Source organism: Amycolatopsis alba DSM 44262, assembly GCF_000384215.1.
Taxonomy (GTDB): Bacteria; Actinomycetota; Actinomycetes; order Mycobacteriales; family Pseudonocardiaceae; genus Amycolatopsis; species Amycolatopsis alba.
Genome location: NZ_KB913032.1, coordinates 4,766,168 through 4,778,444, shown reverse-complemented (window position 1 = coordinate 4,778,444; position 12,277 = coordinate 4,766,168). Strand labels below are relative to the sequence as shown.

General features: G+C 63.9%; 16 protein-coding genes. All 16 read left to right on the top strand.

Annotation, left to right across the window (positions count from 1 at the left end; genetic code table 11):
• The first annotated feature begins 211 nt into the window (after positions 1 to 211).
• The 16 genes from AMYAL_RS49295 to AMYAL_RS49285 all read left to right on the top strand — a co-directional run bounded on the left by AMYAL_RS49295 (position 212) and on the right by AMYAL_RS49285 (position 12,272).
• Positions 212 to 391 carry a hypothetical protein gene (locus AMYAL_RS49295; RefSeq protein ID WP_143267908.1) on the top strand — a complete coding sequence of 60 codons (180 nt, stop codon included), beginning with the start codon at positions 212 to 214 and terminating at the stop codon, positions 389 to 391.
• 179 nt (positions 392 to 570) lie between these two features.
• A complete protein-coding gene (locus AMYAL_RS0122965) occupies positions 571 to 1,266 on the top strand; it encodes a DUF4433 domain-containing protein (protein WP_026467359.1) in 696 nt (231 codons plus the stop codon).
• A 10-nt stretch (positions 1,267 to 1,276) separates the two neighbouring features.
• The gene (gene darG / locus AMYAL_RS48505; protein WP_084702143.1) at positions 1,277 to 2,356 is read left to right on the top strand and encodes a type II toxin-antitoxin system antitoxin DNA ADP-ribosyl glycohydrolase DarG; all 1,080 of its coding nucleotides are present in this window, start codon (positions 1,277 to 1,279) and stop codon (positions 2,354 to 2,356) included.
• Between the two features lie 68 nt (positions 2,357 to 2,424).
• On the top strand, positions 2,425 to 3,663 hold the full coding sequence (locus AMYAL_RS0122955) for a helix-turn-helix domain-containing protein (protein WP_026467358.1): 1,239 nt from the start codon (positions 2,425 to 2,427) through the stop codon (positions 3,661 to 3,663).
• Positions 3,664 to 3,668: 5 nt separating this feature from the next.
• The gene (locus tag AMYAL_RS0122950) at positions 3,669 to 4,229 is read left to right on the top strand and encodes a flavoprotein (protein ID WP_026467357.1); all 561 of its coding nucleotides are present in this window, start codon (positions 3,669 to 3,671) and stop codon (positions 4,227 to 4,229) included.
• Positions 4,230 to 4,334: 105 nt separating this feature from the next.
• The gene (locus tag AMYAL_RS0122945; RefSeq protein WP_020633608.1) at positions 4,335 to 4,631 is read left to right on the top strand and encodes a hypothetical protein; all 297 of its coding nucleotides are present in this window, start codon (positions 4,335 to 4,337) and stop codon (positions 4,629 to 4,631) included.
• 22 nt (positions 4,632 to 4,653) lie between these two features.
• On the top strand, positions 4,654 to 5,115 hold the full coding sequence (locus AMYAL_RS0122940) for a hypothetical protein (RefSeq protein ID WP_020633607.1): 462 nt from the start codon (positions 4,654 to 4,656) through the stop codon (positions 5,113 to 5,115).
• 303 nt (positions 5,116 to 5,418) lie between these two features.
• Entirely contained in the window at positions 5,419 to 5,667 is a 249-nt protein-coding gene (locus AMYAL_RS0122935) for a hypothetical protein (protein WP_020633606.1), read from the top strand.
• Entirely contained in the window at positions 5,645 to 5,899 is a 255-nt protein-coding gene (locus AMYAL_RS0122930) for an AMED_5909 family protein (RefSeq protein ID WP_037319352.1), read from the top strand. Before AMYAL_RS0122935 ends, AMYAL_RS0122930 begins: the two co-directional genes overlap by 23 nt.
• Before the next feature lie 307 nt (positions 5,900 to 6,206).
• A complete protein-coding gene (locus AMYAL_RS0122925; protein WP_020633604.1) occupies positions 6,207 to 7,769 on the top strand; it encodes an FtsK/SpoIIIE domain-containing protein in 1,563 nt (520 codons plus the stop codon).
• Entirely contained in the window at positions 7,766 to 8,152 is a 387-nt protein-coding gene (locus AMYAL_RS0122920) for a hypothetical protein (RefSeq protein ID WP_020633603.1), read from the top strand. Before AMYAL_RS0122925 ends, AMYAL_RS0122920 begins: the two co-directional genes overlap by 4 nt.
• Entirely contained in the window at positions 8,152 to 9,771 is a 1,620-nt protein-coding gene (locus AMYAL_RS0122915; RefSeq protein WP_020633602.1) for a replication initiator, read from the top strand. Before AMYAL_RS0122920 ends, AMYAL_RS0122915 begins: the two co-directional genes overlap by 1 nt.
• 9 nt (positions 9,772 to 9,780) lie before the next feature.
• On the top strand, positions 9,781 to 9,972 hold the full coding sequence (locus AMYAL_RS0122910; RefSeq protein WP_020633601.1) for a helix-turn-helix transcriptional regulator: 192 nt from the start codon (positions 9,781 to 9,783) through the stop codon (positions 9,970 to 9,972).
• A complete protein-coding gene (locus tag AMYAL_RS0122905; protein WP_020633600.1) occupies positions 9,972 to 11,216 on the top strand; it encodes a tyrosine-type recombinase/integrase in 1,245 nt (414 codons plus the stop codon). The genes AMYAL_RS0122910 and AMYAL_RS0122905 overlap by 1 nt, the downstream gene beginning before the upstream one ends.
• 128 nt (positions 11,217 to 11,344) lie before the next feature.
• Positions 11,345 to 11,482: a hypothetical protein gene (locus AMYAL_RS49290; protein ID WP_020633599.1), complete on the top strand. Its 138-nt coding sequence runs from the start codon at positions 11,345 to 11,347 to the stop codon at positions 11,480 to 11,482.
• A 13-nt stretch (positions 11,483 to 11,495) separates the two neighbouring features.
• Positions 11,496 to 12,272 (top strand): DUF6338 family protein, encoded by a 777-nt coding sequence (locus tag AMYAL_RS49285; RefSeq protein ID WP_039794082.1) that lies wholly within the window; start codon positions 11,496 to 11,498, stop codon positions 12,270 to 12,272.
• Positions 12,273 to 12,277: the final 5 nt, after the last annotated feature.

Sequence of the window (12,277 nt, the reverse complement as noted above, 5' to 3'; positions counted from 1 at the left end):
CCCCGCGCGCCTGTTGAAGGGGACTGTCCGAAGTATGGCGCAATGCCCGCTGGCCCTCGACGGATTTTCAGCGCCCGACCTGCCCGTGCCTCTTCTCCCCGCTTCCCTCGCCCCCGCCATCCCTAGCGCCGGGTCGGTCGCGTCAAGGCACGCTTTCCCGCCTTGATGCGGGCGGGCCGGTGTTAGACGCTGAGAAGCGAGGGACCTCCTGGTGACCACTGCGCGTCGGCTGGGCGAGTCGGGAGATCTAGCCGGAGTGCTCCGTGGGTCTCCGTCGGCGGCGGCGCGCTGCACGGTGCTGCTCTTCGGCGGGCTCGCCGCGACCGGCGGCCGGAGCGGAGCGGCAGGCCGTCCGTGTCGCATGGGGCGGAGCCCGCCGTACGGGTGGTGACGTGCGCGCCGCCGACGGCGGCGCCTTGATCCCATAGAGCCAAGTTCGGCAGGCTTGAAGCCCAGCCTCGACCAGAACTATGTGCACATCAGATCAGCAACCCATACCGGACCAATCGACCCGACCGAGGAGCACGCCTTAGAATCGCATCTCTCCTTCCTCGGACAGGCGGTCACTGTATGAAGTACTTTCCCGACTCAGGCTTCGCTTCGGCAAGCTCTGCCGGGCCTCAGCGCGAGCAGCCTCGCGACTGGCTGGTATGGCACTTCACTCACCTTGAAAACCTGGAACCAATAGTCAAGGAAGGCCACCTTCTCTGCCCGGAGAGAAAGCTACCCGCCGTAAGCGTCGCACTTCATGGCGTCAAAGAGCGGCGACGCCACTTGATGGTCGCGCCGGACGACCAATATCCAGCAAGGAAGTCAGTAGCGGATCACGTTCCGTTCTATATTGCCGCCAGGTCACCCATGCTATTCACCGTTACCCGAGGCCACGATAACTACAGCGGAGGCGACACCGATCTCGTATTTCTAGGCCTTTCGATTGGCGCAATTGAAGACTCGGGAGTAACATGGTGCGCGAGTGACTCCAATGCAGCCTGCACTATCGTAGAATTCAGTCGGAAGGTGGACAACATCGGACAACTTGTTGACTACGACTTACTTTGCCAGAAGTGGTGGGGCAAGACTCCCGATGACCAAAACCGGCCCAGCAGGCGAGCGGCCGAGGTCCTGGTACTCGACACAGTCCCTCTTGAGATGATCACCCATGTCGTAGCTAAGACGCAGGTCACGCTGGACAAGGCTCGCGACCGACTCACTTCTGTCGGTGGCGTGCGGGAGTATCACGTGCTGCCAAGCTTCTACTACAACTAAGGGACTACAAATGATTGTCAATGGAACAGGCGACCTCCTTGCTTCCGACGTGGACGCATTAGTCAACACGGTTAATTGCGTCGGCGTGATGGGCAAAGGAATTGCCCTTCAGTTCAAGCGTCGATACCCCGACAACTTCGAGAGTTACGCTAAAGCGTGCAAGGTGCATGAAGTTCAACTTGGGAAAATGTACGTGGTTGAACTTCATTCGATCACCGGCCCTCGCTTTATAGTCAACTTCCCCACGAAAGATCACTGGAAGTCACGGTCCAAACTGAGAGATATCAGCGAAGGACTTAACGACCTAATCAAGGTAATCAAGGACCGCGGTATCCAATCTATCGCCATCCCCCCTCTCGGAGCAGGAAATGGCGGGCTCCCCTGGGAAGAGGTAGAGCCTCTTATCTACGAGAAACTGTCAGCTTTACCTGATACTAAAGTTGTACTGTTTACGCCATCCAATGCCGCCCGAAACCTCGCGCCAGATCCAGTAAAGATGACCTGGGGAAGAGCAACCCTTATCGAACTAATCAGAAGGTATACGCACGTAAGGCTTGAAGTTGAACCCTGGGAGGACTTTTCGGGTGCCTCCCACCTCGAAATCCAAAAATTGATGTATTTTGCCCATCTTGTAATGCCGCAGCTTCGCCTGCGTTTCGATCGCGGATTCTACGGGCCATATAGCGAGCAAGTTCGCCATCTCGTCCAGGGCATGGAGGGCACTTTTACTAGCGGTCTAGGCGATGGTACAGCGCCGGTCCAGAACCTTGACCCCATAAGCCCAACCAAGGAAGGAATTAGCGAAGCGGAGGAGTACCTTCGCCGCTTCGCTAGCGAGAAGGATGTCCACGGCCAAATTGTTGAGCCCGTAATGGAAATTATCCGCGGGTTCGAAGGTCCATACGCTATCGAGCTTCTTGCGAGCACTCATTGGACTAAGACACAGATGGGCGCAAACGATCCTCAAACAGCTTGGCGCGCGATACAAGAATGGACATCACGCAAAGGTCGCTTGTTCACCGAGGCTCACATTGAGGCAGCTTGGACCCATCTTTTGGAGGTCGAACCACTAGTCAAGAATAGCGACTAGCGAGGCATGAAATGGCTGTCGCTGGAAACGCGGGCGCAACGGTTGGCCAACACTGTTAGCCTGAAGGCATGCGTGGTGCGGGTGATCAGCTCAGCATCGGGGAGCGTATTGCCTTCTACCGGCGGCGGCGTGGTCTGTCGCAGGCGGTCCTTGCTGACTTGGTGGGTCGTACTGAGGACTGGCTGAGCAAGATCGAGCGCGGTGAACGCGAGATCCGGCGCCTGGATGTACTCGCCGACGTGGCGCGGGGCCTGCGTGTGACGCTGGGAGACCTCCTCGGCGAACCGGTGCTCATGGAGGACGAGGACAAGAACGACGACGTCCCGGCCATCCGTGACGCCCTGATGGCACCGAGGCGCCTGTCCCGCACCCTGTTCTCCTCGGCCATGTCGCCGGAGTACATCGACCCGGCCCCGGTGGCTCAACTGGTGGAAGGTGCCTGGTCCAGCTATCAGAAGGGCGACCTCGGCCGTGTCGTGGCCGCGCTGCCGGGCCTGATCAAGACCAGCCAGGGCATGGAGTCCGCCTCGGCCGATGATGCGGCCTACCGGCGGGCCTGTGCGGCGGTGTCGGCCCGCGTTCACCACCTGGCAGCGACGACGCTGAGCAAGATCGGTGAGGCTGACTTGGCGTGGATCGCGGCGGAACGCGCCATGCAGGCGGCCGACGAAGCGGATGATCCGCTGGTGCTGGCCTCGGCTGCCCGGTCGGGCACGCATGCGCTGCTGGCGGTTGGCCGGTTCGATGACGCGCTTGAGCTGGGCGACGTGGCCGCGAAGTGGCTGGTCCCGAGGATGCGCGACGGTGACCCGTCCGCGCTGAGTCTCTACGGCATGCTCTACCTGCGGACGGCCGTCGCCGCTGCTCGGCAACAGGACCGGTCGACGGCCAACGAGCTGCTGTCTCACGCGGGACGGGCGGCTGATCAGCTCGGCGTGGACGCCAACCACTGGCAGACCGGGTTCGGCCCGGCCAACGTCGAGCTTCACCGGCTGTCGGCGGCCCTGGATCTGGGCGACATTTCGCAGGTGATCGAGTCGGCTCCGAGGATCAGCGTGGACCACCTGCCGGTGGAACGGCAGGTCACGCATCTGATCGACTTCGCGCGGGCGTTGAGCCTGGTCGCGAAGGATGATGAGGCGTTGTCGGCGCTGCTGACGGCGGAGCAGAAGGCTCCGGGGATCGTCCGGCACAGCACAGCCGTGCGGGAGGTCGTGCGGTCGATGTATCGCCGTGCCCCGGCGACGGCTGGTAAGAAGTCCTCGCCCTTGTTGGCGTTGGCTGAGCGCTGCGGCGCGGTGAGGTAGGTCGGGTGGCGTCGCGTGTTCTGGGCCTGGTCGGCTCGGGTGCTGGTGGTGTTGAGGACCTTCTACCGCGCGTGATCCGGCCTCTCCAAGAGGATGGCTGGACGGTCGCGGTGACGTTGACCCCGACGGCGGGGCGCTGGCTGGACGAGAACGGCGGTCGCGCCGAGATCGAGGAGGCCACCGGGTTCCCGGTCCGGGTCGAGCCGCGCTCGCCGGCCGAAACCAGCCCGCATCCGGCCCCGGACTGCTACCTGGTCGCGCCCGCCTCGGCGAACATGGTCGCCAAACTCGCGATGGGCATCGCCGACAATCAAGCCCTGACGCAGGTCAACGAGGCCATCGGAACCCTGAACCTGCCAGTCATCGTCTTCCCGCGCGTGAACGCCGCGCACGCTCGTCACCCGTCCTGGGAAACCCACATCGACGCGTTGCGGCGAGCTGGCGTGCGGCTCGTGTACGGGGACGACGTGTGGCCGCTGCACGAACCGCGGAGCGCTCCGGGCCGAGAACTGCCCTGGTCAGCGGTGCTTTCCGCGGTGAACGAGGCCGTTCCGCTCCCCCGCTAGTCCCTACCCGGACAGTTTGTCCGGGGTGAGGCTCCTCACTGGGTGTCTCCTGTGTCCAGCGCGCCCGACCGGGCTCGCCGAGACCGAGACATCGGGAGAGCACACATGGGCATTCACGTGGTGATTCAGCCCCTCGTCGGCTACGGCGCGGCGGTGGTTTCACCCTCTCCTGGCGTTCGTCAGCTCGTCGCCGGAAGCGAAGAGACCTCCTTCATCGTCCAGGTGCCCGCCCGTATCGGCGGCCTGATGGACACCGCACGGTTCGCGCAGAGTCTCGCGACCGCTGCCAGCGAGTTCAGCGAGTGGTGCGAAACCCAGCACCGCACGCGCTCGCATTCCTCCTCCTTCCACGACCAATGGTCCGACGCTACCGACGACGCCGTCACGCGCAAAAAAGACTGATCACACGCACCTAGGAGCAAAAATGGCTATCTACAAGGGTTTCCGGTTCCCCATCGATTTCGACGACGCTTTCGGCCAGGGCTTGGTCATGGTCGGTGAGGTCTCGCCGGACAACGAGTACCAGTCGCGAGAGGACCGGGCCGCGGGTCGCCCGGCGCGTCAGCGGGTCGACGAGGTGACGGGCAAGCGTCAGTGGAAGGTCACCGTGACCGACCCCGACGAGGTCAAGGCCAAGCGCGCGTCTTTCGAGATCACGCTGCTGGCCGACGTGCAGCCCGTGCCGACCACGTCCGAGGTGCTGCCGGGTATGCGGCCGATCGAACTGGAGGGCCTGACGGCTGAGCCGAAGGTGGCTGGTCAGGGCGAGTTCAAGTACCAGTCCTACATGTTCCGCGCGACCGGCTTCAAGGCTGCGGCTTCGGGTGGGGCGTCGAAGTCGTCGCGGACGTCGGGCGCTGCCGAGTCAACGCCCAAGGCTGCGTGATGCCGGGCGGGGTGCCGGGGAGCCACCGTGTGGCCGTGGTTCCTCCGCACCTGGTCCAGGCGTGGGAGATGGCCTACCGCCACTACAGCGCACTGACGACCAGGACGGCATCCGCCGCCGATGCTCTGGCGGCGCATGACCTGGCTGTCGCCTCGGTGGCAGTGGCGGCGTCCTGGCGGGACCTGGCCGCTCATGGCCAGTTGCCGTGGTGGGTTCTCGCGGCCGTAACGGCTGCGGCAGAAGGTTTCGAGGAGAACGCGCGGTCGTGGGAGATGCGCGCCTACAGCGAGGAAGGGCAGGTCCGTGGCGTTCAACGCGATGTGGAAGCCGGGGCCGCAAGCGGTCGCGGGAATGCAGGGCAATGGTTCGGCGAACCCGGCACTGGTGATCTACCTGGATCCGGACAGCCTGGCGATCCTGCCGCCGTCCGACCCGGCCGCGTGGCCGGAGTTCATCCGGCTCCTTCGCCAAATCCGCGACAGCGCGGACGAACTGGCCGTGTTCCTCGGCAAGCACAAGGCGGTGCGCGATGACGACACCGGGCCGGAATGAGCCACAGACATTGGCGGACGCGCACCTGGTCGCCTCGGCTCATCGTCCGAAGCCAGGGGCGAATCTGACGACGTGGCTGAAGTTTCATCAGGCCAACGCGCGCATGTACCGCGCGGTGTCCGATGTGGATCGCGCGCACCACCACGAACTCCGTTACTGGGTGGGCTACGAGGAACGCAAGGCGGAGGAGGTGGCCGCGAAGATCCAAGAGGGGAAGTCGCAAGCCAGCTGAAACTGAATGACAGAGCGAAAAACGCACGTGGCGACGTGCGGCGTACAAACACGTCCTCACACGCTTTTCTTGTCTTGTAAGGCGCAGAAGCGGAATCCGGCTACCAACCTTGCCGCTCCTGCGCTGTCCACAACCTCTGGAAGTGAACAATGACAACGCTAAACGATGGCAACAAGCGACCGCTAGACGGGGTCACCCGAACGCGCTGCACAGTCTGCAAGCGGTTCGCCAAGCTGCTCCCCGGTGAGACGGAATGTGCTCCCTGCCGGGGAGTGCTGCCGCTGGACCTGACCGGCGGTGGTCGCCGATGAACGGGATCGGTTTCCTTCTCGTCGGCGGTGGAGTGCTCGGCGTGGTGGTGTGGCTGCTGCACAAGATCGGTCGTGCTCTCGCCTCGATTTTGGAAGTCCTGGCGGCGGCCGCACTGGTGTTCATCGCCCTCTGGTGGCTGCTGAAATCGTTGCTGTGGCTGGGAAAGCAAGTCATCACGCGCTGGCGGACCAGCCTCACCGTCGTGGGAATCATGGCGTGGTGGCAGTACCTCGGGTGGCTGTCCCTGGCGATCGTGACAGGCTCGGTCGTCGCCGTGCTGGCGTCGTGGCGGCTGATCGACGTGGTGTCCTATGACCACCACTGCGGCCGCTTCCTGCGCTCCTGGTGGATGCGCTGGGCGGTCTACGCGCGCAAGCTCCCGGCCTGGCTGCACGCCTGCGGGCTGAGCATCCGAGACGAGACGCTACCGGTGGAAGTGACGGTGAACCTGGTCGGCCGCCGACGTTTGCTCTCCCGCAAAGCTGCCTCGGCATCACGGGCTGTTCAGGTGCCGAAGGTCCTCAAGGTCCGATCGGGACCGTCGTGGGATGAGGTGCGGGTCCAGCTCGTTCCGGGGCAAAAGCCCGAGGACTTCGACGAGGCCGCGCGGGTACTCGCCGTGGCGCGCAAGGTCAAGCGCTGCCAGGTGCGGGAGCTGGAGCCCAACGTGGTCTCCATCGACTTCCAGCGCCGTGACCTACTCAAATCCGCGGTGACCTCCCTGCCTGTTCCCGACCTGGTCTCGCCCGATGGGCTCGGCGTGGAACTGCGGCATGTGTGGTCCGGGACCACGGAGTACGGCTCGGACTGGCGGGTTCCGCTGGTCGGCTCGGGCGCGCATTGCCTGACCGCTGGCGCGACCGGATCGGGCAAGAACTCGGTGATGTGGTGCCCGCTGGTGTCGGCCGCACCCGCGATTCGGTCCGGTGTGGTCCGGGTGTCCGGTATCGACCCGAAGGGGATGGAACTCGCCTACGGGCGCGGGATCTTCGCCCGGTATGCGGTGACCGGTAAGCAGGCGCTCGAACTCCTCGACGGCCTGCTTGAGGAAATGGAAGCCCGCAAGCATGAGTTCGCCGGACGCGTGCGCATGATCCCGATCAGCGTCGAGCATCCGCTTGAGGTGCTGGAGTTCGACGAGATCGGTGCGCTGACCAAGTACACCGACCGCAAGACCCGTGACGCGATCGTCGAGAAGGTCGCGCTTCTCACGACGCAGGGGCGGGCCTTGGGCATCACGGTGCGCGGCTACGTCCAGGAACCCACGAAGGACACCGTCCCGGTTCGAGAACTGTTCCCGCGCCGCGTGTGCCTGCGGGTGACCTCCAAGACCCATGTCGGGATGGTCCTCGGCGACGGCGCATACGAACGAGGCGCGTGGGCGAACCGGATCGGTGATTCCGAAGCCGGTGTCGGCTACGTCTGGGGCGAAGGCGTCCGCGAACCCCTGCGCGTCCGGGCTGGATGGGTCGCCGATGAGGAGATCAAGGCCCTGGAGACCTACGTGACCAACTGTGGCACTCACGTGGTTGGACTCTCCGAAGGGAGGGCGGCATGAACCGGCTGATGGTCTTCCTCGACGCGATCCGCGACCACCTCGACTCGTTCGCCCTTCCCCCGGCCGCCTCGGTGCGGGTCGGGGTGGGTCCTGATCCGATCACGGTGCAACTCGACTCCGACCGCCTGGAGGACGTCGCCCGTGGGCTGCTCACCTGGGCTGCCTCGCTCGACGACGTGACGGCGTCCCTGTGGCGTCCTGCGGGCGGCGGGTCGGTGCACCTGGAACTGAGCGGCAGGACTCCGTGCGGCATCCCGGTGGTGGTCTACGGCGGTGTCTGGTTCGACGAAGCGACTTTCCCTGATCTGCCTGCGGGGATGCGGCAGGACATGCCGGTGTTCGTCCTGCGGCAGTGGAACGCCCCTGGGGAGATGGCCGCCTGATGAGCACCCACGAATCCGCGGTGACCATGCCGGCCAAAACCCGGGCCGTTCGGATGCGGGAACCCCTCGCCTCCGACGTAGTGAAAGCGACCGCTGAGAAGCACGGCGTCTGTGTCCGGCCGTTCACGATGGAGGTCGGCGACACCGACACCGGAGAACTCCGCTACGTCCCCGTTCCCTGCGGCTCGACGGTCGAATCGGTGTGTCTCCCGTGTGCTCGGAAAGCGAAGGCGCTGCGACAGGTCCAGTGCCGCGAGGGCTGGCACATGGAGACCGAACCCGACTTCACCTCCGAGCCGCCCTCCGAGACCCAAACGGACCTGCTGGCATTCCGGGCTGACCTCGTCGCCGCTTACCGGCAACAGACGGACCAGACGGAGGCCGACGAACTGCGAGAGGAGATCCAGAGTGTCGACGAAGAACTTCGGCAACTCGGCATGCGCGGCCGCCTACCCTCCATCGACCTGCCCACGAAGAAGGCAGTGAAGCGCTCGACCAAGCGGCGGCAGGAGGCGCCGAACCTGCCTCGACGCAAGGTCACCAAGACCACGGTCGGCCGTGAGTACGCGGGGCGGTTCCGGCCGTCGATGTTCGTCACGCTCACCTGCGACACCTACGGCCCGGTCCGCTCTGATGGCGCACCGGTCGGCCCGTCGACCTATGACTACCGGCGGGCCGCTCGGGACGCGGTCCACTTCTCCGCGCTCGTCGACCGGTGGTGGCAGAACCTCCGGCGGGTCGTGGGCTGGGACGCGCAGTACTTCGCGACCGTAGAACCGCAGCGGCGGGCGGCTCCGCACCTGCACGCGGCGATTCGGGGATCGGTCCCGCACGACGTGATCCGCCAAGTCACCGAAGCGACCTATCACCAGGTCTGGTGGCCCAACCATGACCAGGTCGTCTACGTCGACCGAATGCCGCTCTGGGACGGCGACCGCAGAGTGTTTGTCGACCCGGACACGCGAGAGCCGCTGACCGACTGGGACGACGCGGTAGAGGCCGTGGAGGACCCGGCGCACGTGGTCACCTTCGGACGACAGGTGCACTCCAAGGGCATCCTCGGCGGCTCGGAGGAGGCCGGACGGCACATCGGCTACCTGACCAAGTACCTCACCAAGTCCACCGGTGAGGTGGTCGAAGCCGACACCGTCAGGCAGAGGGATCACCACGACCGGTTGCACGCGGAGCTGTCGGTGACGCCCTGCTCGCCTCGGTGCGCGGTGTGGCTGCTCTACGGCATCAACCCCAAGGGCGCCAACGGAAAGACCACGCCAGGGCACTGCAAGGGACGAGCCCACCGGCGGACCACCCTCGGCCTGCCGGGGCGTCGCGTGCTGGTGTCGCGCAAGTGGTCCGGGAAGACCCTCGTGGACCACAAGGCCGATCGGAAAGCATTCGTCCTGGAAGCGCTGGCGGCAGTCGGGATCGAGAAACCAGCACCGGACCCGGCTCGGCTGATCTGGCGCAAGGTCGACTCCGGCGACCCCTCCGTGCCTCCTCGGGACCACCTGGTCATGCACGCCATCTCCGAACGCATCACCTGGAAAGCCGAGTACGACAAAGCACTACTAGCCGCGCAGAGTCCACCGGATCTTTCGGCAACTCCGCTAGCGGCCTGAGGAGGCGAGATGGACAACGTAAGCAGTGTTGACCGGCTTTGGTCGGTAGAGGACGTCTCGGCCTACCTCGGCGTGCCGGTCAAGACGCTCTACCAGTGGAAGTGGCTCGGCGAAGGTCCGCCGGTCCGCAAGATCGGCCGTCACCTCCGGTACGACCCGGCCAAGGTCCGCGCTTGGAGCACAGACGAGGCGGCGGCCTGATGGGACACATTCAAGATCGCTGGTACCGCCCCGCCCGTGACAAGGAGACCGGAAAGGTCATCCTCAACGGGCGGGGCAAGCCCGTGCTCGAAAAGACCGACCTGTACGGCATCGGCATGCGGTACAAGGTCCGCTACCTCGACCCCGACAACGAGGAACGCTCGAAAGCCTTTCCAGACAAGCAAAAGAAGCGCGCTGAAGACTTCCTCATCGGTGTGGAGTCGGACAAGCGTGAAGACAAGTACATCGATCCGCGGGCGTCGTCGAAGGTCTTCCGGAAGCAGGGTGAGAACTGGCTCAAGGCCACCTCACCCGATCCGGCCACGCGTGAGATTCTGCGTAGCCGACTGGAAAGTCAGATCTATCCCACCTTCGGACACTTGAAGTTCGGCCAGATCAAGCCGTCCACCATTCGTGACTGGGTGGGCGATATGGACGAACGGGGGCTGTCCTCGAACTACCAGGTAGTCCTGTTCACCATCGTGGCTGGAGTGCTGGACTCAGCGGTCGACGACAGGCTGATTCGAGAGAACCCCTGTCATGCCAAGACGGTTCGACGGCCGGTCGGTGAAAGCCCGCAGGTCGTCGTGTGGCCGGAGGAGCGAGTGCACAAGGTGCGGAAAGGGCTCGCCGAGCGGTTCCGAATCGCTGTCCCGCTGGGCTCTGGGCTGGGCCTGCGGCAAGGGGAAATCCTCGGGTACTCCCCGGACGACATCGACCGGGACGCGATGACCGTCCACGTTCAGCGGCAGATCAAGACCGTCAAGGGCGTGATGATGTTCGCCCCACCGAAGGGTGGCAAGACGCGAACTGTGCCGCTCTCCCCCGCCATGCTCGCCGAGATCGACGACCATCAGGACCGGTTCCCGTCCGTCGCGGTCACGCTGCCCTGGCGGAAGCCGGACGGCGAACCCGTGACGGTCCGGCTCCTGATGACAGGAGAAGACGGGCGGCTCTACACCGGAGACCTGTTCACCAAGGTGGTCTGGCAGGGCGCGTTCAGGACGGCGGAGATCACCTACCGTGGCCGGGCGGACGGCATGCACGCGCTGCGGCACTTCTTCGCCTCGACGCTGCTGTCTCGCGCCGTGTCGATCAAGGAACTCGCCGAGTACCTCGGCCACTCCGATGCCGGGTTCACCCTGCGGACGTACACGCACCTCGTCCCGTCGAGCCACGAGCGGGCTCGTCAGGCGATCGACGCGGTGTTCGGGCAAGCGACCGCAGCAGCGGACGCGGCATAGCCGCCTAACGCTCTACAAGAGCTACTACCGGAGATGGCGCCGCACGGCCGGTTGGCGTAACACCAACATCACCTCGCGCGACTACGTGCCACAGCCTTATACCGACATTGGCGCCAAGGAGGAAACAAATGAACAAGGACAACGCTGGCAAGAAGTCGCAAAGCCCGAAGCAGCCGATCAGCAAGACCGGAGGAAAGCCACAAGATCGCGGCCAGATGGACAAGAACAAGAGCACACCTCCAGTGAAGGGTGGCGACGTCGACTAACTAGTACAGCACGATGATCCCACAGACATTAGGCGCCCTATTCGCATTCCTTGGCCTAGTAGCACCCGGCCTCGTGTTTGAACTAACCCGCGAACGCAAGCGACTTCATGCACCATGCTCAACTTTTAGGGAAGCATCACGCGTAGCTCTGGCCAGCTTCAGCTTAATCCTCGGCGCAGCGACCATACAGGCAGCTGTCTGGACAGTCTTTCCCGGTCTCTCAATAAATCTGAGCGAGTGGCTAAGAACCGGTGGATCGTACACACAGGAACACATCACCAGGATTACCGGCAACCTTATCTTCACGACAGCGACGGCCTGCGCATTAGCGTTGATCGTCGCTCAGGCAGTATCGGCCATAAAGCGCGAGACAGCCTCGTTGTCGAACGGAAACCCCTGGCAAGAAGCGCTTCGATCCGATCGACCACGAGACAGCAACGCCTGGGCACATGTGCAGCTACAGGACGGGACAGGCTTTTTTGGCTATGTCGAGTCATGGACATTGAACGAGAAGTCAGAGGAGCGAGACATACTGCTCTACGGAACGAGCATGAAGAGAGTCAAGTCGACAGCCGCGAGTACGGACGACGCTGACGACATAGGCCTACGCTGGGAGAAAGTTGTTATCTCCGCTTCCCAAATATCCTACATTCGAGTTCAGTACCGTGATGCCCTCGGCGAGTTGGTTCCTTCGAAACGAAGGAAGGTTGAGCTGAACGTTTTGGAGCAAGCACACGAGGATCTAGCGGCAACCGCTACCGGTCCGACAACCGACAAGCTTGAATCTTGAGCCAT